This window comes from Priestia flexa (assembly GCF_021441905.1).
GTDB classification, from domain to species: domain Bacteria; phylum Bacillota; class Bacilli; order Bacillales; family Bacillaceae_H; genus Priestia; species Priestia flexa.
In genome coordinates, this window is the sequence record NZ_CP090431.1 from 3,018,330 (window position 1) to 3,044,327 (window position 25,998).

A 25,998-nucleotide genomic window follows, 5' to 3' on the forward strand; every position below is an offset into this window, starting at 1 on the left:
CTTGTTTTATGTAATAGTTTTATTGGTTTACTTTTACCATTGCAGGGCGAATAATTTTATCCTTTAGCTTATACCCTTTTTGAAGTTCTTCTACGACTGTATTTGGTTCATACGCCTCATCTTCTACTTGCATAACAGCCTGATGTTCATAAGGATCGAATGGTTTCCCTACAGATTCAATTGCCTCAACACCTTCTTTTTGAAGTGCCTCAACTAATTGACGGTAGACCATCTCTACACCTTTCATCACAGACTTCGTATTCTCATCTTCTGTGTTCACCTGTAGAGCACGATCAAAGTTATCTAGTGCTGGTAAGATATCTGTCACTAAAGATTGAGCACGATATTTCTGTGCTGCTTCTGCATCAAGACGAGAACGACGACGGAAATTATCGAAATCAGCTTGTAGACGTACATATCTATTTTCCTGTTCTTCAAGCTGTTGCTTTAATTGGTCAATTTCTGTTTGAAGAGTAGCTTCTACAGATTCTTCAACAGTCTCTTCTTGCTGAACTTCTGTATCTACAGTTTCTTCTACTACATCTTCTACTTGCTTTTCGTTTGACAATTCCTTCACCTCCTTAAAGTTAGAGCACGTTCATGCCGCTGTCTATTTTATCATAGGAAAGACAGGAAGCAATGACTTCCAGCACTTTCCTTTTATTTTTTATTGCTTGTATAAATTCGTTAATAAACGAGACATGTCAGAAGATAACAATGTCATTAAGCTAATAGCTCGCGCATATTCCATACGAGTCGGTCCTAATAAAGCAATGGTACCAATTTGTTCTTCACCAAACGAATACGTAGCAGTAATTAAACTACAATCAGCCATTTCGTTTACTTCATTCTCACGGCCAATTTTAACGTGAATACCAGATTCACTAGACGTTAAAAGCTGTGAAAACTCTTTTTCATGTTCAATAATAGTGAATAAATCACGAATTTTATCAATGTTATGAAACTCAGGCTGAGCAAACATATTCGTTTTTCCACCGATAACCATTTTACCGCTTGTATTCAGCTTTAACGTATCGCTTAAAATCGTCATCGTTTCTTTATACCCTCGAATATGATTTTTTAACAATAAAGCTACTTCTTTATACATCTTATCATGTAGCTCAGTAATCCGAACGCCTACTAGCTTATCGTTTAAAATATTGACCATCTTCTCAATATCTGATGCGCCAATACCAGTAGGTAAAGTAATTGTACGATGCTGTACGTGACCTGTATCTGTAACAATAATAGCAACGGCTGACTCCTCAGTTAACGGCAAAATCTGCAGCTGCTTGAGCTTATTCGTTACTGCTTTAGGGCCAAGCACAATTGACGTTAAGCTTGTTAAGTCTGATAAAATTTGAGCAGATTTTTGCACAATCTCTTCCAGTTCAACAACTCGTTCAGCAAAGAGAGACTTAACTGTTGAAATATCTTCATTCGTTAATAGCTGCGGAGATAACAAATGATCCACATAATAGCGATATCCTTTTTCGGATGGAACGCGCCCTGAAGATGTATGAGTTTTTTCAATAAAGCCCAGCTCTTCTAAATCAGACATTTCATTGCGAATTGTTGCTGAACTAAAGTTAATTTCACTTTTTTTAGAAAGTGTACGAGAGCCAACAGGCTGTGCAGATCGAATAAAATCATCAATTATGACTTGTAAAATTAATAGTTGTCGATCAGTAAGCACGTTTCATCACCTCTGTTAGCACTCTAAAAGCTTGAGTGCTAAATCTAATAATAAATTACCAAATCATTATGGGTCATGTCAACGATTAGATTCCACCAATAAATGCCTGGAATACCTCATTTCCTAAAAAGCGCCCTTTTTTTGTTAGTCGCAGCGAACTTTCGGTTTGTTCCAGCAATCCTTTGTTTGTATATTCTTTTATTGGCTCAGAAAAAACTTCTTTCATTTCAACTTTATACTTTTCGTAAAAGCTAGCTTTGTTAACACCATTTGTTTTACGCAATCCTAGAAACATCTCTTCTTCCATTCTTTCCACTTTTGAAACAGAAATTTCATCTAAATAAGCATGATTCGTTTCAGTAACGGCCTGCATATATTTTTTTAACGGTGCAATATTCGATCGTCTAATTCCATCAATGTAGCTATGAGCTCCCGCTCCTATCCCGTAGTAATCATTATTATCCCAATACGTCAGGTTATGAAGGCTTTCGTAGCTTGAACGAGCAAAATTGCTAATTTCATACTGAGAATATCCATGCTTATCCATCTCATCCATTAACATCTCGTACATAAACGCTTCATCTTCTTGAGAAGGCACACGAAGCTTTCCTTTATTCATTAAGTTATAAAATACGGTTTTAGGCTCAATGATAAGAGAATAAGCAGATATATGCTCGACATCCAGTGAAAATGCAATATCAAGCGTTTCTTTGAAATCAGAAATCGTTTGTCCAGGCAAGCTGTACATTAAATCTAAGCTAATATTTCTAAACCCTATTTTTCTCGCTTCGTCAACAGCTTGAAATGCTTGCTGGTTGCTATGAACACGTCCAATTTTTTCAAGAAGCTGTTCATTGAACGTTTGAACACCAATGCTCAATCGATCTACACCGTACGCATGTAAAATTCGTAACTTCTCTTCTGTTAGCTCATTAGGATTTGCTTCAAACGTAAACTCTTTTACATCATGAACTGGAAACGATTCATGAATGGATTCTAAAAAGTACGTCAGTTGCTTTTCATCAAGGGCTGTCGGAGTTCCTCCACCGACAAAAATCGTCTTTAAATCATTAGCTGGATACCTTTCTACCGTCTGCTTCATCTCATCTCTCATTTTTTCTAGATAGGGCATAACGGGCTGATTTTTGAAAAATACTTTATTAAAGTCACAGTAGTGACAAATATGATGACAAAAAGGAATGTGCAGGTAAGCTGCTTCAATCATCGTCTTCCACCTCAAAATAGTTAAAGTAAATGATAAAAATACCGCAGATGCTCTCTGCGGTATTTTTATCGTAACGCGTCTTTAATCGCTCTACGCTATAGTGTAACAAATCAATCAGTTATAAAACACTAAACTGCTTATATTAAATGATTTCTCACTCTTCATCCATACGCAGTACAGCCATGAATGCTTCTTGTGGAACTTCTACTGATCCGACTTGCTTCATTCGTTTTTTACCTTCTTTTTGTTTCTCAAGAAGCTTACGCTTACGAGAAATATCTCCACCGTAACATTTTGCTAATACATTTTTACGAATGGCTTTGATTGTTGAACGTGCTACAATCTTTTGACCAATAGCTGCCTGAATAGGGACTTCAAACTGCTGACGTGGAATCAGCTCTCTAAGCTTCTCTACGATAATCTTACCGCGGTCGTACGCTGAGTCACGGTGCACGATGAAGGACAGTGCATCGACTTTTTCTGCATTTAATAAGATATCCATTTTCACAAGCTTAGATTCTTTGTAACCAATTAATTCGTAATCGAAGGATGCATACCCTTTTGTGTTTGATTTTAATTGATCAAAGAAATCATACACGATTTCAGCTAGCGGAATCTCATACACAATGCTCACTCGATTCGCATCTAAATACTGCATGTCGATGAAGTTACCGCGCTTCTTCTGACAAAGCTCCATAACAGCTCCTACATAATCATTAGGAACCATCATCGTTGCTTTTACATACGGCTCTTCCACTTTTTCAATCTTTTGAGCGTCTGGCATATTAGACGGGTTATCAACAGATACTTTCTCGCCATCCGTCATGTAAACATCGTAGATAACACTTGGTGCTGTTGTAATCAAGTCAATCTTAAACTCACGCTCGATACGCTCTTGGATAATTTCCATGTGAAGCAGGCCTAAGAATCCACAGCGGAAGCCGAATCCTAATGCTTGAGATGTCTCTGGTTCAAATTGAAGGGCAGAATCATTCAGCTCCAGTTTTTCTAAGGCTTCACGTAAGTCATTATATTTTGCTGTATCAATTGGATACAAGCCGCAATATACCATTGGATTTAAACGACGGTAACCTGGTAATGGTTCAGTTGCACCATTTTTAGCAAGCGTAATCGTATCCCCTACGCGTGTATCTCCTACGTTTTTAATAGCAGCTGTTAAATATCCTACATCTCCAACAGATAGTTGGTCTTGTGGAACTGCTTTTGGTGTTAATACACCAATTTCTGTTACTTCAAACTCTTTGCCCGTTGCCATCATGCGAATTTTATCGCCTGTTTTGACCGACCCTTCTACAATACGAATAGATGCAACAACACCACGATACGCATCATAGAATGAATCAAAAATTAAGGCTTTTAAAGGCCCTTCAGGATCCCCTTCAGGAGCAGGTACCTTTTCTACAATTTGCTCTAAAATCTCTTCAATTCCAATACCTGCTTTTGCAGAAGCGAGCACTGCTTCTGAAGCATCTAAGCCAATTACATCTTCCACTTCTTGACGTACGCGTTCAGGCTCAGCACTTGGAAGGTCAATTTTATTAATAACCGGTAAGATTTCCAAATCATTATCTAGCGCTAAGTATACGTTTGCTAATGTTTGCGCTTCAATTCCCTGAGCTGCATCCACTACAAGAATTGCTCCTTCACAAGCTGCAAGACTACGAGACACTTCATATGTAAAATCGACGTGCCCTGGAGTATCAATTAAATGGAAAATATATTCTTCCCCATCTTTTGCTTTATACTTAAGCTGAACAGCATTTAGCTTAATAGTAATTCCACGCTCACGTTCTAAATCCATAGAATCCAAAAGCTGAGCTTTCATTTCGCGCTGCGTAAGCGCATTTGTCTTTTCTAAAATACGGTCAGCTAATGTTGACTTTCCGTGATCTATATGAGCAATAATCGAAAAGTTTCTAATTTTCGACTGTCGGTTTAACTTCGCTTCTCTATCCATCATTTTTTCACTCCTACTGAAAATCGGCAAAATACACTAAAGTAAATTATAACAACACATCAGTCAACATTCAATAAACTTCTCAAAGGAAGGAGAGAGATGAGCTCAATAGTAAAGCAGAGCAGCTTTAATGTATAGCGAAACATTAAGGCTGCTCTGCTTTGTTGTTTTATACAAACAGGTTATGAAAAGCTTCGACTGCTTTTTGTATAACAGCCTGTATGCCGTTAGCTAAGCTTTTTCCGATTGAAGAAAAAAAGTTAAATGCCTTTCGCTCTTCCAGTAGCTTTTGTTTTTCTTCAAGGTCCACAACTCGCTTGTTGCCCATTACATCTGCTTCTACTTCGCCCTCGCTCGTTTTAGAAACTGTAAAAACTTGCTGAATACTAGGGTCATCATACCCTTTCATCTTAATTAGCCCTTGCTGGGCAGTCTGCATCCCTAATAGTACACCGAACAATAACACAACGCTTAGTAGCAGCGACTTCATCATGAATTTCGCCATGAGAATGCTCCTTTCATCTAAACATACCTATTCATTTTCGTAGTATTCATTATGGGATACTTCTTCTTGTTTCATTCACTTTTAATGAGTATAAGATCCAAAGTTTCCTTGATCCACTTCATGGTGAAGAGCTGCGTTCAGCCCTCCAGCTACCACGTTGGCCATCTCTTCTATAAATAAGTCAACTTCTTTTGGTGTAACCATCAAATTATGACCTAACGGCGCTAACACCTCATGAATTAAACGACGCTTTTCTTCATCAGGTAACGTACCAATCATTCCTAAATACGTTTGACGATGTTCTTCATTTGGTAAGTCTTCGTCAGTTAACTGTTTTTTTTCTCCAAACGTCATTCCAGAAGGGATAAGAGACTTCGAAGGCTTGTCTTGTTCATTCATCTCACGTCCAAAATGCTTTAAAATAAAATCAATGGTATCGCTTGTAATTGATACCGCATCAACAACTGTGGGTATACCGATTGCAATTACTGGAATACCTAGCGTTTCATAGCTAATTTCTTTTCGTTTATTTCCAACTCCAGAGCCGGGATGAATACCTGAATCTGAAATTTGAATCGTTGCGTTCACACGTTCGATTGAACGAGCTGCTAAAGCATCAACCGCAATAATAAAGTCAGGTTTTACTTTTTGGACAACACCAAAGATAATATCGCTCGTTTCAATTCCCGTAATCCCCATTACACCAGGTATAATAGCACTTACCGGACGGAACCCTTCTTCTACGCTTTCAGGCTGTAGAGCAAATAAATGACGAGTGATTAATAAATTTTCGACCGTCTTTGGTCCAAGTGCATCCGGAGTAACGCTGCTGTTTCCAAGACCGACTACTAAACAACTTGCATCATCTGGGATATTCAAGCCTTTTATAAAATGATTTAGTTCTTCGGCAAATACTTCTTCCATCTTTTCCTGCTTTTCGGTATCCTGCTCGCGAATTCCAACAGATTCTAGAGTAAGATAGCGACCTTTTTTCTTTCCAATCGTTTGGGCACCTTGTTCAGTTATTTCGACTAAAGATACCTTTACTCCATCGACATCTTTCTCTTTAAAAATAACGCCTTCAAGCTCAGACTGCTTAGCTTGCTTTTCATTGTCTTCAACAGCCATCGTTCTTGCTTCCACGGCTAAATCAGTGCGAATACTATATTGACTTAAGTCTAAGTTTTCATTCATTGCAGACCCTCCTCAGCTATTATCATAGAAGTTAGTTTCACCTCTTGCTAATTAATTCATGCACGAGAGCGATAAAATTCCTTTTAGGTGCTATTGCATTATAGCCGTGGGTTTGATAAAATATCCTTTGTTCTTATTGTAAGAAATGTCGAGTTCTATATAATCTCGATTGTTATAATTTCGGGAGGTGAAACGAATGCCAAACATTAAATCAGCTATCAAACGTGTAAAAACTACTGAAGCTCGTCGTGCACATAACATCCAAGTAAAATCTGCTATGCGTACTGCTATCAAAAACTTTGAAGCTTTAGTTGAAAACAACGATGTAGATAATGCAAAAGCAGCATACTCTGTTGCTTCTAAAAAATTAGACAAGGCTGCACAAAAAGGTCTTATCCACAAAAACGCTGCAGCTCGTCAAAAATCTCGCTTAGCGCAAAAACTTAACGGTTTATCTGCATAATAAGCGAAAAAACGATCCCTATAGGATCGTTTTTTTTATGTTTTGCTAGACACCAGCTTGCTTTAAGAAAAACAATTGTAAAAGCAATTCTTTGTCTATTTTTCCCGTCTTCATTTCATAATCTGCTTCTGCTAGCTCTTTGATAATGCTACGCAGCAACGGCTCTTCAAATTTTCGACTTTGTTGAAGAGCAATTTTCACTCGAAAAGGATGCACTTTTAACGTTTGTGCAATTTGCTGTTGACTATACCCTTGACCAGAAAGCTGCTTTGTATGATAAATTAAGCGAAATTGTGAAGCTAGTAACGATAGAATTTTGATTGGCTCCTCATTGTTTCGAAGCAAATCTTGATAAATATTTAACGCTTCTTTTAGGTTTTTATTCATAACTGCTTCAATAAGTGTAAAAACATTTTGTTCTAACGTTTTGGCTACAAGCTCGTGTACAACTTCTCGCGTAATGACACCATTATCTCCTACATAAAGCATCATTTTCTCCACTTCATTTGTGATGATCGTAACGTTTAATCCGACAAGCTGCAGCAAGAGCTGCTTAGCATCTTCATCCATTTCCACGTTTCTTTTATGCAATACGTCTTTTATCCACTGCACTAAGTCATGCTCATTAAATTCATTTGCTTCCACATATGTAGCCTGCTTTTTTAACGCTTTTGTTATCTTTTTACGCTCATCTAATTTTTCATAAGGAGCTTGCACGATTAAAGTTGAAAAAGGTGCGGGTTGCTCAAGATAGTCCTGCAATTTACTAACATCGTGTTCTACCTTAGATTTTGATTTTTCTGCCGTTAGAAAAAAAGCATTCTTGGCAATTACCACTCGCTTATCACCTAAAAAAGGCAGCGTTTCAGCATCTTCAATTACTTGTTCAATCGGCGTTTCCTCTAAGTCATATATCGATAAATTAAACTCTTTTTCCTCATCTGATAAGGAATGTTGAATAATTTTATCTCTTGCTTTTTTCATAATAAAAGCATTTAAACCATGTAATAAATAGACGGGTTTTATGTCCTTAGAATTGATAGTTTTCAACGAATCTATTGCCAATTTTTTACGCTCCATTCTATAGTTCTTCACCTTCTATGGTATAGGTGCGACAACGGTTTGGCAAGAATACAAAAAGGAATTGCTAAAAGCAGCAACTCCTCAGTTTATAATAAACACTAACAAATTAAGCCCTAGGTTACTTATTTGTTAATGAGTAAACCCATATAATTATCGTTTACTTTTTTGCCACAAACAATGATTGTTAACTGTTGTCATGTTAGGAAAACGCTTTATATTTTATAGATTTTTTAAAAAACATGGATTATACTGTAAATAGGAGGGGTGGCAATGAATCAATTTGAAGAAAGCGTTCAAAGTAAACGAAACGACGCAGTCGATTCGGCTGTAGGATTTATCGCATCATTTGGATTTTTTACTACCTTATTTATTATCGCAACGGTCATTCACTACTTTGGTTCATAAGTAGCTGCTAATGAATACAACCTTTATTCATTAGTTGAATCGGTAAACGAGATAGAAAATCAGCAACACTTAGCGACTGTCATCTACAGTCGTTTTTTTAACTTGATATAGACTATGGAAGTTGGGTGTAAAAGGTTCCTTTGTTTTTTCGAAATGTATACGTGATTGCACCGTTTTCATCTGTTCGGTAAATCAAAACATCGGCTTCTTGTAACCTTTCAACCACTTCCTCATGCGGATGACCGTAACGGTTCTTTTTACCTGCTGATATGAGAGCAATTTTGGGGTTAAGTGCACGAAGAAACACAGGTGATGTAGACGATTTACTTCCATGATGTGCAATCTTTAACACATCAGCTTGCAGCGAAGGAATAGTGCGAAGAATCTCATTTTCTCCCGCTTCTTCTAAATCACCTGTAAAAAGCCAGTTTAGTCCTCCAAACTCTGTAAACAAAACAATAGATGAATTATTGCTTGTTGTTTCTGAGCCTGTTGGTGAAAGAATATAAAAAGAAATGTCTCCTTGTTTCCAGTGATCTCCTTTCTGAACATAAGAAATCTCGCTATTCGCTTTCCTTGCTTGCTTAATAATATCTTGTTCTAAATCTGTAAACTGCTTCTTTTTCCCCAGCACCACCTGTTCAATTTTGACTTGATTCAGTAACGTGCTGGCACTTCCACCATGGTCATAGTCGCCGTGCGTAATCAATAACTTATCTACCTTTTGAATTCCTTTTGATTTTAAAACTGGCATGATAACATCCCTTCCCACATCAAACAAATCGCGACGTACTTGCCAATCTTCACTGAAAAACGGAACGCTACCTCCCGTATCAATTAAATAAATCCCTTGCCTATAGGGAAGCTCAATTAACAAGCTATCTCCTTGACCCACGTCAATCATCGTCACTTTCCCATATGGATTTACATACGGAAAAAGACATTGAACCACAAACATTAGGACAGTGACTATGCTAAAAAAAGACGTATATTTCTTGTTTTCCATAGACCATAAAACGCCGTAAATACCTATGTAAAAAAGTCCAACAACCCATAAAGAAAGCTTGCCGGTTGTTATTAAGAACACAGGAGATACATCGTGTAGTAGCTTCAAGAACCATTCGCTCAGTAATAATATATTATTTAGTAGCCATTGACCTATAGTTCCGATGGGTGAAAAGAAAAATGAAGCAATAAATGTGAACAAACAAAGTGGAAGAATGACTGTTGAAAAAAAGGGAACATAAATCATATTAAGAGGAAGGCTTAGTAGCGAAATTTCATAAAAATAAAACAATAACAGCGGTAGCGATCCGAGCTGCGCAACCAACGATACCATCAGTAACTGAGCTATAGTTGAGGTAATTCGCTTTAGAATAATCTGTGCACTAAGGGCAATAAAAAGGGTCACCACAAAAGATAATTGAAATCCCACTTGTAAAATATAAAATGGATTAACAACTACCATTAACAAAAATGCTATTGCTATGCTGTCGGTTAGACTAATCTTTTTTTGATACTGCATGCTAATTAATGCTAACATGCTCATTAACACTGCACGAATAACCGAAGGCGCTCCACCCGCGATAATAGCATACAAAGGAAGAGTTACTAATAAAATGTTTATGGCTAACTGGCGCGTAACCCCCACTCGAATCAGTATATAAAAAAACATAAAGGTCATTAAACCAACGTGAAGTCCTGAAATAGCTAGCAAATGAATAAGCCCGAAACTTTGGTAAAGCTGAAGTAAATCAGAATCGATTTGGTTTCTCTCTCCGTAAATGAGCGCTTGCATAAAAGAAGAAGCTGGCTGAGGAACAGTCTGTTTAAGGTAGTCAATTCCTTTTTGTCGATAGGTAGAAAGGGACTGAATGAGAGATAATCGTTTAGGAGGTTGGCATAAAGAGGTTGTAAAAGTAGATGCTTTAAGATTCCAGTGAATACGCTTAGTATTCATGTATGCTTTGTAGTTAAATGCATTTGGATTTCGCCCTTCTTCAAAAGAAGAAAGTTTGCCTTTTAGCATACATTGGTCATAAATCGTTAGGTTTTGAATCTGTTTAACTTCACTTTCATTTTTCATATAATACGTAACGGATATGTCCTCACCTTGAGTGCTAAAGAAAAAGCGCACTTGGCTTCCGTCAATATCAGGAATAGAAGCGATTTGACCGGTAAATGTTGTTTGATTGGAAGAGATAGATGTTTGATGATGAAGTGAAAAAAGATAAAACAACCCAAAAGAAAAACCGCCAACAAGCACACAAAGGACGAAAACATACGGTGGGCACCTCAGGTATAAAAAAACCGCGTAGCTTAGTGCAAATACGAATGTAATCCATGATAGATGATAAGCTAAAAACATGGTTAACATGGAGCTAACTGCTATATATAAATAGAAACCTTTCAAGAAAGCACCTCCCATTCAAAAGAGATAGCTAGACACCAAGTGCCTAGCTTATGAAGGTTGAAACAACGAAAAGGCTTGGTCTTCTAAGCGAGCAATTTCTTTTTTGGAAAGATTACTCTGGTGAAGCTTCTCTAAAATACTGTTTACAAAGCTCCATTTTTCTTGACTGTTTAAATCAATGACAGCTTCGTTTAGCTCGACTTTTTCAAATCTTACCCCTGATTGCTCAAATAATTCAATAGCATATGGGTGATTTTTGTAGTCGTTGGCATAATAAACGGTCTTAATCCCAGCTTGAATAAGTGCTTTGCAACAGTTTAAGCAAGGAAAATGCGTGACATAAACTTCTGCATCTTCTGTTTTAACACCAAATTTAGCACACTGTAACAGAGCATTTACCTCTGCATGAATGGTTCTGACACAATGGTTATCAATGACGTAACAGCCTTCGTCTGCACAATGCACCCCGCCGCTTATTGATCCGTTGTATCCGCCTGCAATAATACGTTTATCTCTTACAATTGTGGCACCTACAGCTAAACGTTCACACGTGCTACGTAATGCTAATAAATGACTTTGTGCCATAAAGTATTGATCCCACGAAATTCTTGTCATCTTCTACTCCCTACTTTCTTGTCTCGCTATCTAGTACATAGTGTATCGGTTAAAAGGAGATGACGTCAACGCATTCACTAATTTATTGCTATCTCTGCTTTTATTTTCTCCAATGATTTTTCGCCAATTCCTGAGACTTGTAGCAGATCTTCCACTGTTTTAAAAGGACCATTTTCTTCACGATATGTGAGAATCGCTTGCGCTTTTGACGGACCGATTCCATTTAAAGTTTGCAGGTCTTCTAACGTTGCTGTGTTAAGATTCACTACACCGCTGTCACTTTTTTCAACGCTTCCTCCACTAGCAATAGGTACTTGAGACTCTTGACCAATGGCTGGAATATAGATGACCATTTCATCAGCTACTTTTGTTGCTAAATTTACCTGATTCATGTCCGCTTCTTTCGTAATTCCACTCGCTCTCTCGACAGCATCCTGAACCCTAAGGCCAGCCTCAAGCTCGTATACGCCTGGTTTTTGAACTTCACCTTTCACATCAACAACGATTTGAGTACTTGTAGAATCTTTTTGAGGCACGTCTCTTGTTGAAGAACTACTTTCTTGTTTTTCAGCAAATGGAAAGTCATCTCCAACCTGAGCACTCGTTTCTACCTGGGGAAATAAAACATTTGTATAAATTAAAAACCCACATACAGCTACCGAAATAAAACCCAAAATAATCCAATGTTTTTTCGATAAAGTCATGGTTTCCTCCTTAAGGGATTATGAACTAACGTCATAAATTGATTAATAATCTCATACTGTTTAGAAGAATAGGCTTTTGAAGGAGGGAAGTACAAGTGAATATAGGATTTATTGGAACAGGTAATATGGGGAGAATATTAATTGATGCCTTTATTGAGTCAAAAGCCGTACATCCTTCACAACTAACTATCACAAATCGAACAAAAGGCAAAGCAAAAACGATTCAAAAGCAGCACCGAGAAATTCAGCTGGGAGATTGTGCGGAAGAAGTTGTCCGTTCTTCACAACTTATTTTTATATGTGTAAAACCATTGGATATTCACCCCCTTTTAATAAAAATAAAACCGCTGTTAACGAAAGAACATTGCATTGTATCGATTACAAGTCCAATAAGCGTGGAGCAGCTGGAAAGCATCGTGCCTACCCAAGTAGCACGAATCATTCCAAGCATTACAAATCGTGCGTTGTCAGGCGTATCACTTATGACATATGGAGATCATTGTTCATCTTTTTATCAAAATTACTTAACAAATTTATTTAGCAGCATGTCTAAAACCGTATCAATTCCACAAAACATTACAAGGGTATCGTCGGATATTGTTAGCTGTGGACCTGCTTTTTTCAGCTTCTTGTTACAGAAATTTATTGATGCTGCTGTTCAAGAAACGGAGATTTCAAAAGAAGAAGCAACCATTATGGCTAGTGATATGATTATTGGAATGGGTAAATTACTTGAAAAAGAAATTTTTACGCTCCCTACTTTACAAGAGAAAGTATGCGTAAAAGGCGGTGTTACAGGAGAAGGCATTAAAGTATTAGAAGAGGAACTTGGAGATATGTTTGTTCATTTGTTTCAAAAAACACATGAGAAGTTTGATGAGGATATCGAGCTCGTTGAAAAGCAGTTTAATTTTACGTAATCAACATTATTCACCTTCATTCAACAAAATTCCTGCTTTTTTATAAAAAAAATAAAAGAAGCTGATGCTTCTTTTATTTTTTTGCAGAGAAGAATATTCTTTCACTATTTTGATGAGGAAACTCGTCTTTAAAATCAGCGCTCACTTCAACAGCTGAAAACCCAGCTTCTGTTAACCACTCTTTATAAGTAGACTCTGATAACGTTCGCTGAATATGAACCTCATCAAATCGGTCGTACGCTTCAATTTCTTCGTCATACACAAAAAATGTCATATCATGCTGAACGCTTTGATTAGCCTCATTATACTCACAGTTCCAAATATACGATACATCATCATCTACATATGAAAATGAATTATCCCCAAAAATATTCTTAAGTTTATGCGTTGAATGAACATCAAATAACAAAAAGCCACCTGGAGCTAAATGTTCATAGACACGCATAAACGTTTCTTTAACTTGTTCATCAGTTTGTAGATAATTAAGTGAATCACAAAAGATAACGATACAATCAAACTCCTGCATCAGCTCAAGTTTTGACATATCTTGTTCATATAGCTTTAACGCGATACCTTCGTTTTGCGCTTTCTCTTGCGCAATCACCAACATATCATCCGATAGGTCAATTCCAGTTACCTCATAGCCTTGTTTGGCTAAACGAATTGACATCTCACCAGTTCCGCACCCTACATCAAGAATAGACAGCTCTTCACCCGGCTTAACTTTACGGGATACAAACTGAATCCATTGGTCATATGGAATGTCCGTCATGAGATGGTCGTATACGTAGGCGAATTGCTTATAGCTGCTCATGATTGTAATTCTTCTTGTAAGTCAACAGAAGGCGCGTCTCCCCACAAGCGCTCTAAATTATAGTAGCCACGATCGTCTTTGTGGAAAATATGAACAACAACATCACCTAAATCTACAAGTACCCAACGTGCTTCATCGTACCCTTCCATACGCTTTACCGTAATTTCATGTTCATGCGCTTGCTCTTTCACTTCTCTTGCAATAGCCTGAACCTGCTTATCAGAATTACCATGACAAATGACAAAGTAATCTGCTACGAGTGAAATCCCTTGCATATTCAATGCAACTAAATCCACTGCTTTTTTATCGTCTGCTGCTTTTACCACAAGTGATAATAAATCGCGTTCATTCATTTATGTTTCCTCCTAGAACTAATTCGTTATAAGTATACAGCGTATCTGGGAAAACTCTTTGATTTTTGCTAATCAAAAAGCTAATCGTATTTTTTAATGCTTGAAGTAGCGCTTTATCTAAGTCTTGCTCTGCAAGCTCTCTTACTTCTTCAACTCCAGGAAACTTGCGACCTGGCTCAATATAATCGGCCACATAAATCACTTTCTCTAAAGACGACATCCCTGGTCTCCCGGATGTGTGATAGCGAATAGCATTTAATATGTCCTCATCCGTTAGCCCCACTTCTTTTTCAACTAAGAATGCACCAACTGGAGCATGCCAGAGCTCTGTATTGGCCTCAAGAAGGTGAACAGACATGCTTTCATTTATAATAATCGCTTTCATTTCTTCTTTTGGTCGAAATTTTGCGTAATCATGAAAGATTGCAGCTAATTCTGCTTTTTTTATATCCACATCATATCGCTCGGCTAATTTTACGGCTGTTTCCATGACTCCCAACGTATGAATATATCTTCGTTCTGTTAACTGCTCTCTCACAACAGCTAACGCTTCACTCTGATTCATATAGCTGATTCTCCTCAATATAGTGTTTTACTGATAAAGGCACATAAAAGTCAATGGAACCTTGCACTTTAATACGTTCTCGTATAAATGATGAAGAGATATCCATTTGAGGTGCTTCTACTTCCAGTATTGAATATGGAGATTTCATTTCATATCCAGGCCTCTTCACCCCTACGAATGTCACAAGCTTTTGCAGCTCCTCAATGTTATACCATTTTGGTAAATATTCTACCATGTCTGCCCCGATGATAAAATAAAACTGATTATCCGGATATGTTTCTTTTAAGATGCACATCGTATCAAATGTATATGATGTATCGTTACGTTCGAATTCAATCGACTGAACGCGGAATTTAGAATAACCGTCAGTCGCTAAACTAAGCATATTCAAGCGATGATTGGGATTCATTTCTTGTTTCAAGGTTTTATGAGGTGGAATATGCGAAGGCATAAACCAAATTTCATCTAACTTTAATGAAAACAATACTTCATTTGCCATAATTAAATGTCCGATATGGGGAGGGTTAAACGTTCCACCAAAAATACCAATACGTTTCAAAAAATCATAGCTCCTTTTATCATATTAAGCTTCTCTCAACATGTACATATACCCTATCATACGCGTATGATAGGGTATCCTTTTCTTATCGAGGTAATACGATTTGTTTATTTTCGCGTGACTCTTTATAAAGAATGATAGTGTTACCAATTACTTGTACAACTTGAGCTCTAGCACCTTTAGCCAACTGTTCTGCTACCGTATTACGATCTTCTTCACAGTTTTGTAAAATGCTAACTTTTAATAATTCTCTCGCTTCAAGTGCATCTGAAATTTGTTGAATCATATTTTCATTTACTCCACCTTTACCTACTTGGAAGATTGGTGATAAATGATGTGCTTTTGAGCGTAAAAATCGCTTTTGTTTTCCTTTTAACATAAAAACCTCCATGATGCTTTTACTTTTCAGTAAGTTTCTTTAACACAATTTGTTCCATCTTTTTTTGGTCAGGAACGATACCTGTCCACTTTTCAAAAGCAAGCGCGCCTTGTAATACAAACATACCTACGCCATTATGACAATATGCTTGCTTTTGTTTTGCTTCTTTTAATAACTTAGTTTCTAACGGATTGTAAATAATATCACTAACAATTGTTTCTGGGCGAATATGTTGAATGTCGATTGGCGCATCCTCCACATGAGGATGCATTCCCACAGATGTTGTGTTAATAATGACATCAAATGTGTCTACTTTTTTTTCTGCTTCGTCTAATGTGATGGCTGACGCATTAGCTTGAAATGGCAACTGATCAATTAGCCTCTGTGCTTTTTCAACCGTTCGGTTACATATATAGAAAGAGGAAGGGCTATCTTTATGAGATGCTAGCGTGTAAAAAATTGCTTTAGCCGCTCCTCCCGCACCAATAATTGCAACAGCTTTATCTTTTAATGTGCCCCCTACATGCTGCAGTAGAGATGCCACATATCCATCACCGTCTGTATTATATCCAACATAGCGTCCATTTTGATTCACAACTGTATTAACGGCGCCAATTGCTCTAGCTAAAGGGTCCACCTCATCTAAAAGATCCATGATATCAACTTTATACGGAATCGTCACGTTAAACCCTTTAATCTGCTGCTTTTTTAGCTTTTCAACTTCAACCTTAAAGGAGTCTGGCTCAATTTGAATCGCCTCATAATGAGCGTCTATTCCTAAATTTTCAAACGCATCATTATGCATAAGCGGTGAAAGTGAATGCCCTACTGGATAACCTATTAGTCCATATAACTGCTTCAACCTATTTCCCCTCTTCTTTATATTTAAATTAGTGATTCACGTACAAATACCCCAACACCTTTTGGTGCGTATGCAACTACTTTTGTACCAGGTTCGTTTACCGTCACCCAACCAAGCCCAGAGAATACAATGTCCGTCTTGTCATGCTTGATTGTAAATTCGTGGGCAACAAGCTCAGGAAACTCACTTAGCTGCTCTGGTCTTGGAGGTTGAAGCAACTCTCCCAACTGATTTTCATACAGCGCATCTGCTTTTTCGAGCTTTGTACGATGAATAAGTAACTCGTTTGATACATAGCACGTCAATGATTTACGACCGCCACTTACATAATCTAATCGTGCCAATCCTCCAAAGAACAGCGTCTGTCCTTCATTTAGCTGATAAATTTTAGGCTTAATCTCTTTCTTTGGAGAAATAAGCTTCAAATCGCGCTTATCTACGTAATGTGCCATTTGATGATGATTGATAATACCAGGTGTATCATATAACGATGCGCCATTATCAAGCGGTACATCAATCATATCAAGCGTTGTGCCAGGATATTGAGATGTTGTAATCACATCTTTTTCACCTGTGAATTCTTTAATAATTGCGTTGATAAACGTTGATTTCCCAACATTTGTACAGCCAACAACATAAACATCTTTTCCAAATCGGTAGTGCTCAATAGCTTCAGCAACTTCCTTAATGCCTTGTCCTTTATGCGCACTCATTAAAAAGACATCTACAGGCTTTAACCCAAGATCTTTTGCAGATTTCTTCATCCAGTGAATCAATTTATTTTTCTTCACAGATTTAGGAAGTAAATCCGCTTTATTTCCAACAAGAATGACGTTATTTTCGCCTGCAAAGCGATGTAGACCAGGGAGCCAACTACCGTTAAAATCAAAGATATCTACGACCTTTACGACTAAACCATCCGTTTGGCCAATTCCATTTAGGATTTTCAAGAAGTCGTCATCTGTTAGCGATACGTCTTGAATTTCATTATAGTGCTTTAAACGAAAACATCTTTGACAAATAATAAACTCTTTTTCAAGTGCAGACTTAGGGGCATAACCAATATCATTTGGACGCTCTGTTTGAATTTCTACCCCACAACCCATGCACTGTAGCTTTTCTTCACTCACTTTTATTCCTCCCAGTTAATCATACCTTTTCTTTTCATCCACGCTAAAATACGTCGCTCCATTTTACGATTGAATTTTGTAATAAATCCATCCGTTTGCGCAACGGGCACAACTAAAATGGTGTATACACCTAAGCGATTTCCGCCTAGCACGTCTGTTAAAAGCTGATCTCCGATGACAACTACTTCATCCTTTTGTAGCTCCATATCACGCAGTGCTCGTCTAAATGCTTTTCTCATCGGCTTTCTTGCTTGATGAACAAATGGTAACCCTACAGGATCTGAAAAGAGCTTAACTCTCTTTTCCACATTATTCGATACAATAGTAATCTTAATACCATGTTCTTGCATTAACTTAAACCATTCGATAAGCTCAGGAGTTGCGTCAGGTCTGTCCCACTCAACTAGCGTATTATCTAAATCTGTGATAATCCCCTTTACTCCTCGCTCGATTAACTCCTCAGGCTTAATTTGCAATACACTTTTCACATGTTGGTTTGGTAAAAAAAGTTTTAACACGTATTATGCACCTCAACTATATTAATAACGTTCTAAGAACGATTTCTGCCTATCATTATAACGGGGGATATTCATTTTTCCACCAGTTATTTATATTTAAATACTACTTATTTCATCAGCTGTTGCTTTTGTTGAAATTTCTGCAGTCAAACTATAATCATATCTTAATTTCACCAAAAAAAGAATAAAATGATTAAAAACAAATGAAAAAACCTTAAAATCTTCGATATTTTCTTAAGAAACTTTTCGACAAATTATGCTAACTGGTATTCTGTGGATAATTTTATTCACATTATCCCTTTCATAGATTATGCATTATTGGTAATTATAAACAAAATACTCACAGCTTATCCACTTATAATTGTGGATAACAGAACGATTGTTCTATATTTCAATTCATGATACATTATGAATAAGAATTCTATTGGGACACGAGATACTTCTTAGAATTAAAGCACCTATCTTTTTTATAGGAGGTGGCGGCATTATCATGCGAAAATTATCAGATGAACTGCTTATCGAATCATATTATAAAGCTACACAGTTGCAATTAAGCCCGGAGTTCATTCAGCTGATTGAAAAAGAAATTCAACGCCGGTCATTAAAAATAACAATTCAAATTCCATCTTAACTAATAGAAGAGCCTATTTAAGAGCAGTAAAGCTTGTCTGGTACCGTTCCTACTTGACAAGCTTCCCTCTTCCTTAAATAGGTTCTATTTTTTGCTTAGATAGCGCTAACAAGCTTTACATACGTTCCTGTAATTTTAAGATGCCAAAGTTGAATAGTTCTTTACTAGCCTCTCGTTTACGTCTAAAATGAAATTACGACCTTTTCTATCATTATGCTGTATGAGGTCATCCTCTAAAAGGAGTGAGGAACTTGTTTTTATTAGATTATCTTGATCATACAATTAAAAAGATAAAATCCCAATCAGCAAATGCTTTAACATTACTAAATTTAAGCCTTGGTAGCTTTGCCATTTTATTCATTCTACGTGATGAGTTAAAGCTCAGCCTACTGCTTATTTTTCTTGCAGCGCTAGCTGATCGCTTTGATGGGATGGTTGCCCGGAAGTTAAATATTGAATCAGAACTTGGCAAGCAGCTAGATTCCATGTGCGATATTATATCATTTGGTATTGCCCCTGCTCTACTACTATATCAAAGCATTCTATTTAGCTACGGAGCTTCAGGGGCTGTATTCGCCATTGTATATATTGCATGCGGTGCTCTAAGATTAGCACGCTTTAATATTACAGAGAACAACGGTTACTTTACAGGATTGCCCATTACAGCTGCGGGATGTTTATTAACCTTAAGCTACTTATCTGTACCGTACTTACCATCCTACGTTTTTATGTTTTTAACCATTATTTTATCTTTCCTAATGGTGAGCACATTTAAACTAAAGAAAGTATAACAAAAACCTCATGCGAGAGCATGAGGTTTTTGTTAATCCCAATAGCATCCAAACCAGTAAAAACCGCCGAAAATAAGTAGTAGTACAAATAAAACAACCAGTAACCCTATTCCCCATCCATATCCTCCACCGCCACAAGATGGATAACATGGATAGCTTGGATAACATCCATATCCGCCATATCCATATGACATAGTTGTCACTCCTCACATACGTATTACTCATAATTTATTCAAAAAGATAGCTTATGTATGGGCAGGTGTCCATTGTGTCTGTACTTCTCAAAAAGAATTCTATGAAACTCGCTTGTCTTGCCGTTATTTTTAACCGTACAGGCACATAGTAAGCCCGCCTAACATATAATTTAATGTCACGGCTTTATCGCTTACACTAACTGGAGGTGTGAAAATGTCAGCTATTATTACAGCGCTCGGATACTTTTTTAAAGAGTTAATATTTCTTGTGTCGTATGTTAAAAATAACGCTTTTCCCCAGCCGCTATCAGCTGCAGAAGAAAAACGCTATTTAACTTTAATGGCTCAAGGAGACCAAGAAGCGAGAAACTTATTAATTGAACACAACCTTCGACTCGTAGCACACATCGTGAAAAAATTTGAAAACACGGGGGAAGACGCTGAAGATCTTATCTCAATTGGAACAATTGGTTTAATCAAAGCGATTGAAAGCTATTCTCAAGGAAAAGGTACAAAGCTCGCAACGTACGCGGCAAGATGTATTGAGAATGAGATTTTAATGCACCTACGCGCTTTAAAGAAAACAAAGAAGGACGTGTCGTTGCACGATCCAATCGGCCAAGACAAAGAAGGAAATGAAATTAGCCTTATTGACATTTTAAAATCTGAATCAGATGATGTTATTGATATGATTCAGCTAAATATGGAATTGGAAAAAATCAAAGAGTACATCGATATTCTTGATGAACGTGAGAAAGAGGTAATTGTTGGACGATTCGGGCTTGATTTACAGAAAGAAAAAACACAGCGTGAAATAGCTAAGGAACTCAATATATCTAGAAGCTACGTTTCCCGCATCGAAAAACGCGCATTAATGAAAATGTTTCACGAGTTTTATCGCGCTGAAAAAGAAAAAAAGAAAAATGGAAAGAACAATTAATTCTCTTCCACTTTTCTTTATACACCGTTATGATGATAGCTCATCTTTTATTTTCTTCTTTAACTTTTTAGCTCGATAAGCAAAGTAAAATGCTACTAATAATAAAACAACATCTACTCCGGACATGAACATTAATTGAACAAACGTTTTTTCACCTTGCCCAATTAATACACTAATATATAAAAATGTACCTGTAGCTAACAATACATAAATAAATCGTCGATAATCTTCTATTTTTTGTTTAATTAATTTTAATTCTTTTTGATTCATAAGCTTCACCCTTCCCCTAAGCCTTTGCACTTTTCTTAGTACGTGTGGTGACTAGAAACGCTATCTTTATCGTAACATAAAGAACACCAGCACAAGGATGACAATTTATGTAAACAAAAGAGATTGGGAGTTCATCCAATCTCTTTTATTTTAAACCATTTGACAAATCTTCAATTAAATCTTCTACATCTTCAAGACCTACTGATATACGTACTAGTCCATCCGTTATTCCTAATTCTCTGCGACGATCAGCTGGAATAGAAGCATGCGTCATTTTAGCAGGTAAAGAAATTAAGCTCTCCACCGCTCCTAAACTTTCAGCTAATGTGAAGTATTTTACCGTGGTTAATAGCTTATTAGCCTGCTCCTCACTACCTACATCAAACGATACCATACCACCAAATCCTCTTCCTTGCTGTTTGGCAACTGCGTGGTTCGGATGATTTTCAAGGCCTGGATAGTAAATTTTTTGTACCGCTGGATGATTGCTTAAATAGTCGACAATTTTCTTTGTATTTGCTTCATGCTCCTCCATACGAATCCCTAACGTTTTCATTCCTCTCATGAGTAACCATGAATCTTGTGGGCCTAAGATACCTCCAGTTGAATTTTGAATAAAATGAAGCTCTTCTGCAAGTTCTTTCGAATTTACAACTGCCAATCCTGCCACAACATCACTGTGGCCTCCTAAATATTTCGTTGCGCTATGGAGAACAATATCCGCTCCTTGCTCAATTGGATTTTGCCAGTATGGCGTGCTAAATGTGTTATCGACAATCGTTACTAAATCATGTTTTTTCGCTACTTGTGCAGCTTCCGAAATATCGGTGATTTTCAATAGCGGGTTTGTTGGTGTTTCAATGTACAGTGCTTTTGTATTTTCTTTGATTTCTTTTTCGATGTTTGTAACATCACTTGTATCAACAAATGTCGCTTCAATACCAATGCGATTTAACACTTTCGTAATCACGCGATACGTACCGCCATATACATCATCCGTTAAAATAACATGGTCACCGCTGTTAAACAACATCATAACCGCTGTAACTGCAGCCATCCCCGACCCAAAAGCAAATCCCGCTTCTCCTCCTTCGAGGTCTTTAATTAGTTCTTCTAGAGCATGCCTTGTTGGATTCCCTGTACGTGAGTATTCATAACCTTTGTGTTTCCCAACTTCTTCTTGCTTGTACGTGCTCACTTGATAAATGGGAACTGAGACTGCTCCAGTATGTTGATCTCCCGCAATTCCACCATGAATAAGCTGTGTTTTACGCTTCATTATCTAAATACCTCCATCATAAATTTTTTTACTTAAATATCGTTCACTGCTGTCTGGAAAAATAGTAAGGATATTTGTACCAGGCTTAGCTTTTTGTGCTTCTTTTAATGCAGCCATAAAAGCAGCTCCTGATGAACTCCCTACTAAAAGCCCTTCCTTTGCCGCTAACTCTTGGACAGCTTTAAATGCTAAATCATCTTCAATGGTGTGAATGTCATCAAAGTAGCTTGTATTGATATAATCCGGTACAAATTCCATCCCAATGCCTTCTGTTTTGTGAGGACCTGCTTGACCGCCATTCAAAATTGAACCTTCAGGCTCAACAATCACTGTTTTTATTAATGGATTTTGTTCTTTTAAATATTGAGCAGTTCCCATGAATGTACCACCTGTGCCTGCTCCTGCCACAAATATATCGATATGACCATCCAGCTGTTCATATACCTCTGGACCTAGCGTTTTGTAATACGTTAACGGATTATCAGCGTTTGCAAACTGCTGCGGGCAATATGCGTTTGGAATAGTTTCGATAAGCTCCTTCGCTTTTTGAATAGCTCCTTTCATTCCCTCACTCGTAGGCGTGTGAACAACCTTTGCACCAAGGGCTTTCATAAGCTCTTGTTTTTCAATGCTAAACTTTTCAGGGATACATACAACAACGTTTAAATTGTATGGAATAGCTGCTAAAGCAAGCCCGATTCCCGTATTTCCTGCAGTTGGTTCAACTATTGTCCCACCATCAGTAACTTTTCCTGTAGCTAGGGCTCTTTCAATCAGCTCTTTTCCAAGACGATCTTTAATACTTCCTCCCGGGTTAAAGTATTCAAGCTTCGCAAACAATCGTACATCTTTAGGAAGCGCGAATTTTGTAATTTCAACGATGGGAGTTTTTCCAATTAACTCATGGATACTTTTTACGACTTCCATGATGCCAACACCTCTTTAGTAAAAGTTTCCATTTATAGTTAACTCATCTGTTTAGTGTGAATTAAATCCCAATAGTACCAATACTATAAAATAGTATTGGTAGCATTGGACAGATTTATTATTTTAATTTTGATAAAAAGTTTAATACTAAGTTTGTAGAGTTTACAGCTGCCTTTTCAAGGAACTGATCAAACGATACATCTGATTCTTTACCCGCAATATCAGATAATGCACGAATGATAACGAAAGGAACTTTAAACTGGTGACAAACCTGAGCTACTGCAGCAGCTTCCATTTCAGCTGCCATTAGTTCTGGGAATTTGCTTCTTACAAACTCAACGCGAACTGGATCATTCATAAATGAGTCACCCGTTGCAATTAAACCTTTGGCTACTTTCATATCCGTTACTTCTTGTGCACTTTGTTCTGCAATCTCAACAAGTTTTTTATCAGCTTGATATGCAGCAGGTAAATTTGGAACTTGACCGTACTCATAGCCAAATGCTGTTACATCAACATCATGATGACGTACTTCCGATGAAATAATTGCATCTCCAACATTTAGATCTGGATGAAAGCCGCCAGCAGATCCTGTATTAATCACATAGTCAGGCTGAAATCTTTCCAGTAAGATTGCTGTTGATAATGCAGCATTTACTTTTCCAATACCTGACTTTAACAGTACTACATCAATTTCATTGATTGTACCAGTTGAATATTCGCAGCCTGCAATGACTGTTTCTTCTCTGTTTTCTACCTTGTCTCGGAGAATCGTTACTTCTTCCTCCATAGCACCAATGATTGCTACTTTCATTATACGAACCTCTTTCTGTTATTGTTTCGTTGCCTCCACAATCCAAACGAAATGATTGAAGCGTTCAAAAGTTGCTTCAAATCCATTTTGTTCAAAAAGATTTTTTAAGACTGGAATCGTTGTATAATACTCTCTTTCTAAGTCTTCCGCTAAGTTAAAGAATTTATGTTGCTTAGCATATTCAATTGTTTCTTGAAACGACTCGTTTGTTTCAAACATCGTGTCAGCAAACACTATTTTACCATCTGTTTGTAGAAGGTTGCTATAGTTTCTAATCGCAAGCTCTTTTTCTTTATCTGTTAAGTGATGAAAAGCATAGGTACTAACAATTGTATCAACCTGCTCTTTTGGGGCAGGAAACGCTAAGAAGTCGCCATCAGATAAAGTAACCGATTCACCTAGCTTTCCTGCCGCAAGCTTTCGCATTGGACTTGAAGGCTCAATTCCTGTCACTGCTAGACTCTTTTCCAGTAGCTTTTTCGTTAAGTTTCCGGTTCCTACACCGAACTCAATTACGCTTCCCGATGAACGATTTGCAACTGCTTGTAAAATACCTTCATAGTTTCGAAAAACTTCTTCATATTCTTGATCATGTCCTTCAACAGTCGAATCATAGTTTTCTGCCCACTTTTCAAAGATGTTTAAAAACTCTCTACCCATCTTATCTCACCCTCATGTTTAATTTTGTTACTATCTAAGTTATTTTTTCACAATAAAAAATTGTTGTTATTTAACGATTTTATCTTTCCTTATAATTCTTATAGATATAGTATGATTTAAAGTATTAATTGTTCTTAAGTTATCATAATAAATTTATTTCGGCAAGAATTCCTGCTAAAATAAAGTTTGGTAAATATGGGATGAAGAAGGTGAAGCGAGACGATGAATTTTCAGTTTGATATGATTGAAGACAAAATTGAGTTTTTCGAATCACATGACTTAAAAGATTTAGAGAAACAAATTAGTGATAAAGTTGAACAAAATAAAGCCATCTTATTAGGAGTTCAAAGCGTTTCTCATCAAATGGCAGTAGACTATGAACAAGGTAAGAAGCTTTATTCTGCGGTTGTTCATTTCAAACTAAAAAAGCAGCGCTAATGAAAGCGCCGCTTTTTTTATTAAGATAATTTTTCAACAACAGTTGGTTTCCAACCTTCGTTTTCTACCCATTCAATTTCCACTCGATACTTTACCGAGCCTTCACCTTTAGGACTAACTGTTGCCACTGCTTTTTCAGGAGCACCATTGTTGCCTAAACGCCATACTGTCATATCGTTTGGATTAACGCCTACTCCAGCTCCAACTGCTGCAAGCATTTCATTCCAATCAGTTGAACCTTTTTCATACGTAGCTGCTGGCTTTTCACCTTGCTCTGTACCTACAGGCTCCCAGGATGGGTCTACAGTTCGGCTTTCAACACCTGGCTCAGGATTTTCTTCCACTTCTACATCAGAAGACTCCTCTTGCTCTGTTGCTTCATCATCTGTTGCGTTTTCATCTGCTTCTTCATCACCCGCAGGTTCCTCTGTGTTTTCTTCAGGAGTATTTTTCTCCGTATCATTATTGTTTTCTGACTTTGGTGTTTGCTCTGTGTTTTGTTCTGGAGATGTCTCGTCTGATCCTCCTCCAAGAATAAGTGAGCCACCGATAAAGACAATCAATACCGCAACTACGGCAATTAACACATTATATAATCGGTTAACCTTTTTTTCTTTGTTTTGATGTCTTGAAGAACGATTGTTATTCATTGCTACAACTTCCTCCAACTTTT

The 25,998-nt window shown here is 37.2% G+C and carries 32 protein-coding genes; 7 read left to right on the plus strand and 25 right to left on the minus strand.

Translation table 11 applies throughout. From position 1 onward, the window contains the following. Positions 1 to 19: 19 nt before the first annotated feature. From grpE to gpr, 6 genes are all read right to left on the minus strand, one after another. Positions 20 to 568, minus strand: coding sequence for a nucleotide exchange factor GrpE (gene grpE / locus LZP85_RS15570; protein WP_119543633.1), 549 nt, complete (start codon positions 566 to 568; stop codon positions 20 to 22). A gap of 99 nt (positions 569 to 667) precedes the next feature. Further along, complete coding sequence (gene hrcA, locus LZP85_RS15575) at positions 668 to 1,696, minus strand: heat-inducible transcriptional repressor HrcA (protein ID WP_025911656.1); 1,029 nt, start codon at positions 1,694 to 1,696, stop codon at positions 668 to 670. Between the two features lie 85 nt (positions 1,697 to 1,781). Further along, positions 1,782 to 2,921 carry a radical SAM family heme chaperone HemW gene (gene hemW / locus LZP85_RS15580; RefSeq protein WP_206833185.1) on the minus strand — a complete coding sequence of 380 codons (1,140 nt, stop codon included), beginning with the start codon at positions 2,919 to 2,921 and terminating at the stop codon, positions 1,782 to 1,784. A gap of 154 nt (positions 2,922 to 3,075) precedes the next feature. Continuing rightward, a complete protein-coding gene (gene lepA / locus LZP85_RS15585; protein WP_025911660.1) occupies positions 3,076 to 4,902 on the minus strand; it encodes a translation elongation factor 4 in 1,827 nt (608 codons plus the stop codon). Between the two features lie 166 nt (positions 4,903 to 5,068). Continuing rightward, on the minus strand, positions 5,069 to 5,404 hold the full coding sequence (locus LZP85_RS15590; RefSeq protein WP_119543630.1) for a DUF3679 domain-containing protein: 336 nt from the start codon (positions 5,402 to 5,404) through the stop codon (positions 5,069 to 5,071). An 81-nt stretch (positions 5,405 to 5,485) separates the two neighbouring features. Beyond that, positions 5,486 to 6,598 (minus strand): GPR endopeptidase, encoded by a 1,113-nt coding sequence (gene gpr, locus LZP85_RS15595; RefSeq protein WP_119543629.1) that lies wholly within the window; start codon positions 6,596 to 6,598, stop codon positions 5,486 to 5,488. 196 nt (positions 6,599 to 6,794) lie between these two features. On the opposite strand from gpr, the gene rpsT reads away from it, so the two are divergent. Continuing rightward, a complete protein-coding gene (rpsT, locus tag LZP85_RS15600; RefSeq protein ID WP_094910854.1) occupies positions 6,795 to 7,061 on the plus strand; it encodes a 30S ribosomal protein S20 in 267 nt (88 codons plus the stop codon). A gap of 45 nt (positions 7,062 to 7,106) precedes the next feature. Here the strand turns inward: rpsT and holA are convergent, their stop codons facing one another. Beyond that, entirely contained in the window at positions 7,107 to 8,141 is a 1,035-nt protein-coding gene (gene holA / locus LZP85_RS15605; RefSeq protein ID WP_224839995.1) for a DNA polymerase III subunit delta, read from the minus strand. A 273-nt stretch (positions 8,142 to 8,414) separates the two neighbouring features. Here holA and LZP85_RS15610 point away from each other — a divergent pair, with 273 nt between their 5' ends. Beyond that, the gene (locus LZP85_RS15610) at positions 8,415 to 8,549 is read left to right on the plus strand and encodes a YqzM family protein (protein ID WP_025911668.1); all 135 of its coding nucleotides are present in this window, start codon (positions 8,415 to 8,417) and stop codon (positions 8,547 to 8,549) included. A 112-nt stretch (positions 8,550 to 8,661) separates the two neighbouring features. Here the strand turns inward: LZP85_RS15610 and LZP85_RS15615 are convergent, their stop codons facing one another. The 3 genes from LZP85_RS15615 to LZP85_RS15625 all read right to left on the minus strand — a co-directional run bounded on the left by LZP85_RS15615 (position 8,662) and on the right by LZP85_RS15625 (position 12,281). Further along, entirely contained in the window at positions 8,662 to 10,962 is a 2,301-nt protein-coding gene (locus tag LZP85_RS15615; protein ID WP_182840857.1) for a DNA internalization-related competence protein ComEC/Rec2, read from the minus strand. 48 nt (positions 10,963 to 11,010) lie between these two features. After that, a complete protein-coding gene (locus LZP85_RS15620) occupies positions 11,011 to 11,577 on the minus strand; it encodes a ComE operon protein 2 (protein ID WP_025911670.1) in 567 nt (188 codons plus the stop codon). 77 nt (positions 11,578 to 11,654) lie between these two features. Next, positions 11,655 to 12,281 carry a helix-hairpin-helix domain-containing protein gene (locus LZP85_RS15625; protein WP_119543627.1) on the minus strand — a complete coding sequence of 209 codons (627 nt, stop codon included), beginning with the start codon at positions 12,279 to 12,281 and terminating at the stop codon, positions 11,655 to 11,657. 95 nt (positions 12,282 to 12,376) lie between these two features. On the opposite strand from LZP85_RS15625, the gene comER reads away from it, so the two are divergent. Next, positions 12,377 to 13,201 (plus strand): late competence protein ComER, encoded by an 825-nt coding sequence (gene comER, locus LZP85_RS15630; RefSeq protein ID WP_076512687.1) that lies wholly within the window; start codon positions 12,377 to 12,379, stop codon positions 13,199 to 13,201. Positions 13,202 to 13,274: 73 nt separating this feature from the next. Here the strand turns inward: comER and LZP85_RS15635 are convergent, their stop codons facing one another. The 8 genes from LZP85_RS15635 to LZP85_RS15670 form a co-directional block, all read right to left on the minus strand. Further along, complete coding sequence (locus tag LZP85_RS15635; RefSeq protein WP_119543625.1) at positions 13,275 to 14,015, minus strand: class I SAM-dependent DNA methyltransferase; 741 nt, start codon at positions 14,013 to 14,015, stop codon at positions 13,275 to 13,277. Further along, the gene (gene rsfS, locus LZP85_RS15640) at positions 14,012 to 14,368 is read right to left on the minus strand and encodes a ribosome silencing factor (protein ID WP_025911675.1); all 357 of its coding nucleotides are present in this window, start codon (positions 14,366 to 14,368) and stop codon (positions 14,012 to 14,014) included. Before rsfS ends, LZP85_RS15635 begins: the two co-directional genes overlap by 4 nt. Beyond that, a complete protein-coding gene (gene yqeK, locus LZP85_RS15645) occupies positions 14,361 to 14,933 on the minus strand; it encodes a bis(5'-nucleosyl)-tetraphosphatase (symmetrical) YqeK (protein WP_025911677.1) in 573 nt (190 codons plus the stop codon). The genes rsfS and yqeK overlap by 8 nt, the downstream gene beginning before the upstream one ends. Further along, a complete protein-coding gene (locus tag LZP85_RS15650; RefSeq protein WP_119543623.1) occupies positions 14,920 to 15,492 on the minus strand; it encodes a nicotinate-nucleotide adenylyltransferase in 573 nt (190 codons plus the stop codon). Before LZP85_RS15650 ends, yqeK begins: the two co-directional genes overlap by 14 nt. An 85-nt stretch (positions 15,493 to 15,577) precedes the next feature. Further along, positions 15,578 to 15,871, minus strand: coding sequence for a ribosome assembly RNA-binding protein YhbY (yhbY, locus tag LZP85_RS15655; protein WP_025911680.1), 294 nt, complete (start codon positions 15,869 to 15,871; stop codon positions 15,578 to 15,580). 19 nt (positions 15,872 to 15,890) lie between these two features. Then, positions 15,891 to 16,733, minus strand: coding sequence for a shikimate dehydrogenase (gene aroE / locus LZP85_RS15660; RefSeq protein WP_061786500.1), 843 nt, complete (start codon positions 16,731 to 16,733; stop codon positions 15,891 to 15,893). Positions 16,734 to 16,756: 23 nt separating this feature from the next. Further along, positions 16,757 to 17,863 carry a ribosome biogenesis GTPase YqeH gene (gene yqeH, locus LZP85_RS15665; RefSeq protein ID WP_206782133.1) on the minus strand — a complete coding sequence of 369 codons (1,107 nt, stop codon included), beginning with the start codon at positions 17,861 to 17,863 and terminating at the stop codon, positions 16,757 to 16,759. Positions 17,864 to 17,865: 2 nt separating this feature from the next. Then, entirely contained in the window at positions 17,866 to 18,381 is a 516-nt protein-coding gene (locus LZP85_RS15670) for a YqeG family HAD IIIA-type phosphatase (RefSeq protein ID WP_119543620.1), read from the minus strand. Positions 18,382 to 18,871: 490 nt separating this feature from the next. Here LZP85_RS15670 and LZP85_RS15675 point away from each other — a divergent pair, with 490 nt between their 5' ends. Both LZP85_RS15675 and pssA read left to right on the plus strand, forming a co-directional pair. Next, positions 18,872 to 19,012 (plus strand): sporulation histidine kinase inhibitor Sda, encoded by a 141-nt coding sequence (locus tag LZP85_RS15675; protein WP_025911687.1) that lies wholly within the window; start codon positions 18,872 to 18,874, stop codon positions 19,010 to 19,012. Between the two features lie 251 nt (positions 19,013 to 19,263). Next, positions 19,264 to 19,803: a CDP-diacylglycerol--serine O-phosphatidyltransferase gene (pssA, locus tag LZP85_RS15680; protein WP_025911688.1), complete on the plus strand. Its 540-nt coding sequence runs from the start codon at positions 19,264 to 19,266 to the stop codon at positions 19,801 to 19,803. Between the two features lie 32 nt (positions 19,804 to 19,835). Here the strand turns inward: pssA and LZP85_RS15685 are convergent, their stop codons facing one another. Next, a complete protein-coding gene (locus LZP85_RS15685; protein ID WP_167556103.1) occupies positions 19,836 to 19,997 on the minus strand; it encodes a hypothetical protein in 162 nt (53 codons plus the stop codon). A gap of 214 nt (positions 19,998 to 20,211) precedes the next feature. Here LZP85_RS15685 and sigK point away from each other — a divergent pair, with 214 nt between their 5' ends. Further along, positions 20,212 to 20,937 (plus strand): RNA polymerase sporulation sigma factor SigK, encoded by a 726-nt coding sequence (gene sigK / locus LZP85_RS15690; RefSeq protein WP_206782134.1) that lies wholly within the window; start codon positions 20,212 to 20,214, stop codon positions 20,935 to 20,937. A 27-nt stretch (positions 20,938 to 20,964) separates the two neighbouring features. Here the strand turns inward: sigK and LZP85_RS15695 are convergent, their stop codons facing one another. The 5 genes from LZP85_RS15695 to LZP85_RS15715 form a co-directional block, all read right to left on the minus strand. Continuing rightward, complete coding sequence (locus LZP85_RS15695; RefSeq protein ID WP_226639080.1) at positions 20,965 to 21,207, minus strand: YrhC family protein; 243 nt, start codon at positions 21,205 to 21,207, stop codon at positions 20,965 to 20,967. Between the two features lie 145 nt (positions 21,208 to 21,352). Further along, positions 21,353 to 22,486 (minus strand): bifunctional cystathionine gamma-lyase/homocysteine desulfhydrase, encoded by a 1,134-nt coding sequence (locus tag LZP85_RS15700; RefSeq protein WP_025911690.1) that lies wholly within the window; start codon positions 22,484 to 22,486, stop codon positions 21,353 to 21,355. A gap of 3 nt (positions 22,487 to 22,489) precedes the next feature. Continuing rightward, the gene (locus LZP85_RS15705) at positions 22,490 to 23,413 is read right to left on the minus strand and encodes a PLP-dependent cysteine synthase family protein (RefSeq protein ID WP_025911691.1); all 924 of its coding nucleotides are present in this window, start codon (positions 23,411 to 23,413) and stop codon (positions 22,490 to 22,492) included. A gap of 118 nt (positions 23,414 to 23,531) precedes the next feature. Further along, entirely contained in the window at positions 23,532 to 24,227 is a 696-nt protein-coding gene (gene mtnN / locus LZP85_RS15710) for a 5'-methylthioadenosine/S-adenosylhomocysteine nucleosidase (RefSeq protein ID WP_025911693.1), read from the minus strand. A gap of 18 nt (positions 24,228 to 24,245) precedes the next feature. Continuing rightward, entirely contained in the window at positions 24,246 to 24,887 is a 642-nt protein-coding gene (locus LZP85_RS15715; RefSeq protein ID WP_061785001.1) for a class I SAM-dependent DNA methyltransferase, read from the minus strand. 222 nt (positions 24,888 to 25,109) lie between these two features. On the opposite strand from LZP85_RS15715, the gene LZP85_RS15720 reads away from it, so the two are divergent. After that, complete coding sequence (locus tag LZP85_RS15720; protein ID WP_076512685.1) at positions 25,110 to 25,325, plus strand: DUF2536 family protein; 216 nt, start codon at positions 25,110 to 25,112, stop codon at positions 25,323 to 25,325. A gap of 20 nt (positions 25,326 to 25,345) precedes the next feature. Here LZP85_RS15720 and LZP85_RS15725 read toward each other — a convergent pair whose 3' ends face one another. After that, positions 25,346 to 25,975, minus strand: a complete 630-nt coding sequence (locus LZP85_RS15725; RefSeq protein WP_206782135.1) for a YrrS family protein — start codon at positions 25,973 to 25,975, stop codon at positions 25,346 to 25,348. Between the last annotated feature and the right edge of the window lie 23 nt (positions 25,976 to 25,998).

Coding starts and splice junctions, on each gene's coding strand:
- LZP85_RS15590 (WP_119543630.1), bottom strand. CDS start 5,404: ATGGCGAAATTCATGATGAAGTCGCTGCTACTAAGCGTTGTGTTATTG.
- lepA (WP_025911660.1), bottom strand. CDS start 4,902: ATGATGGATAGAGAAGCGAAGTTAAACCGACAGTCGAAAATTAGAAAC.
- LZP85_RS15715 (WP_061785001.1), bottom strand. CDS start 24,887: ATGGGTAGAGAGTTTTTAAACATCTTTGAAAAGTGGGCAGAAAACTAT.
- yqeK (WP_025911677.1), bottom strand. CDS start 14,933: ATGAATCAGAGTGAAGCGTTAGCTGTTGTGAGAGAGCAGTTAACAGAA.
- mtnN (WP_025911693.1), bottom strand. CDS start 24,227: ATGAAAGTAGCAATCATTGGTGCTATGGAGGAAGAAGTAACGATTCTC.
- LZP85_RS15705 (WP_025911691.1), bottom strand. CDS start 23,413: ATGGAAGTCGTAAAAAGTATCCATGAGTTAATTGGAAAAACTCCCATC.
- LZP85_RS15695 (WP_226639080.1), bottom strand. CDS start 21,207: ATGAATCAAAAAGAATTAAAATTAATTAAACAAAAAATAGAAGATTAT.
- LZP85_RS15675 (WP_025911687.1), top strand. CDS start 18,872: ATGCGAAAATTATCAGATGAACTGCTTATCGAATCATATTATAAAGCT.
- LZP85_RS15620 (WP_025911670.1), bottom strand. CDS start 11,577: ATGACAAGAATTTCGTGGGATCAATACTTTATGGCACAAAGTCATTTA.
- LZP85_RS15610 (WP_025911668.1), top strand. CDS start 8,415: ATGAATCAATTTGAAGAAAGCGTTCAAAGTAAACGAAACGACGCAGTC.
- rsfS (WP_025911675.1), bottom strand. CDS start 14,368: ATGAATGAACGCGATTTATTATCACTTGTGGTAAAAGCAGCAGACGAT.
- holA (WP_224839995.1), bottom strand. CDS start 8,141: ATGGAGCGTAAAAAATTGGCAATAGATTCGTTGAAAACTATCAATTCT.
- rpsT (WP_094910854.1), top strand. CDS start 6,795: ATGCCAAACATTAAATCAGCTATCAAACGTGTAAAAACTACTGAAGCT.
- LZP85_RS15685 (WP_167556103.1), bottom strand. CDS start 19,997: ATGTCATATGGATATGGCGGATATGGATGTTATCCAAGCTATCCATGT.
- gpr (WP_119543629.1), bottom strand. CDS start 6,598: ATGAATGAAAACTTAGACTTAAGTCAATATAGTATTCGCACTGATTTA.
- LZP85_RS15720 (WP_076512685.1), top strand. CDS start 25,110: ATGAATTTTCAGTTTGATATGATTGAAGACAAAATTGAGTTTTTCGAA.
- LZP85_RS15635 (WP_119543625.1), bottom strand. CDS start 14,015: ATGAGCAGCTATAAGCAATTCGCCTACGTATACGACCATCTCATGACG.
- LZP85_RS15625 (WP_119543627.1), bottom strand. CDS start 12,281: ATGACTTTATCGAAAAAACATTGGATTATTTTGGGTTTTATTTCGGTA.
- LZP85_RS15700 (WP_025911690.1), bottom strand. CDS start 22,486: ATGAAGCGTAAAACACAGCTTATTCATGGTGGAATTGCGGGAGATCAA.
- hemW (WP_206833185.1), bottom strand. CDS start 2,921: ATGATTGAAGCAGCTTACCTGCACATTCCTTTTTGTCATCATATTTGT.
- yhbY (WP_025911680.1), bottom strand. CDS start 15,871: ATGTTAAAAGGAAAACAAAAGCGATTTTTACGCTCAAAAGCACATCAT.
- LZP85_RS15725 (WP_206782135.1), bottom strand. CDS start 25,975: ATGAATAACAATCGTTCTTCAAGACATCAAAACAAAGAAAAAAAGGTT.
- sigK (WP_206782134.1), top strand. CDS start 20,212: ATGTCAGCTATTATTACAGCGCTCGGATACTTTTTTAAAGAGTTAATA.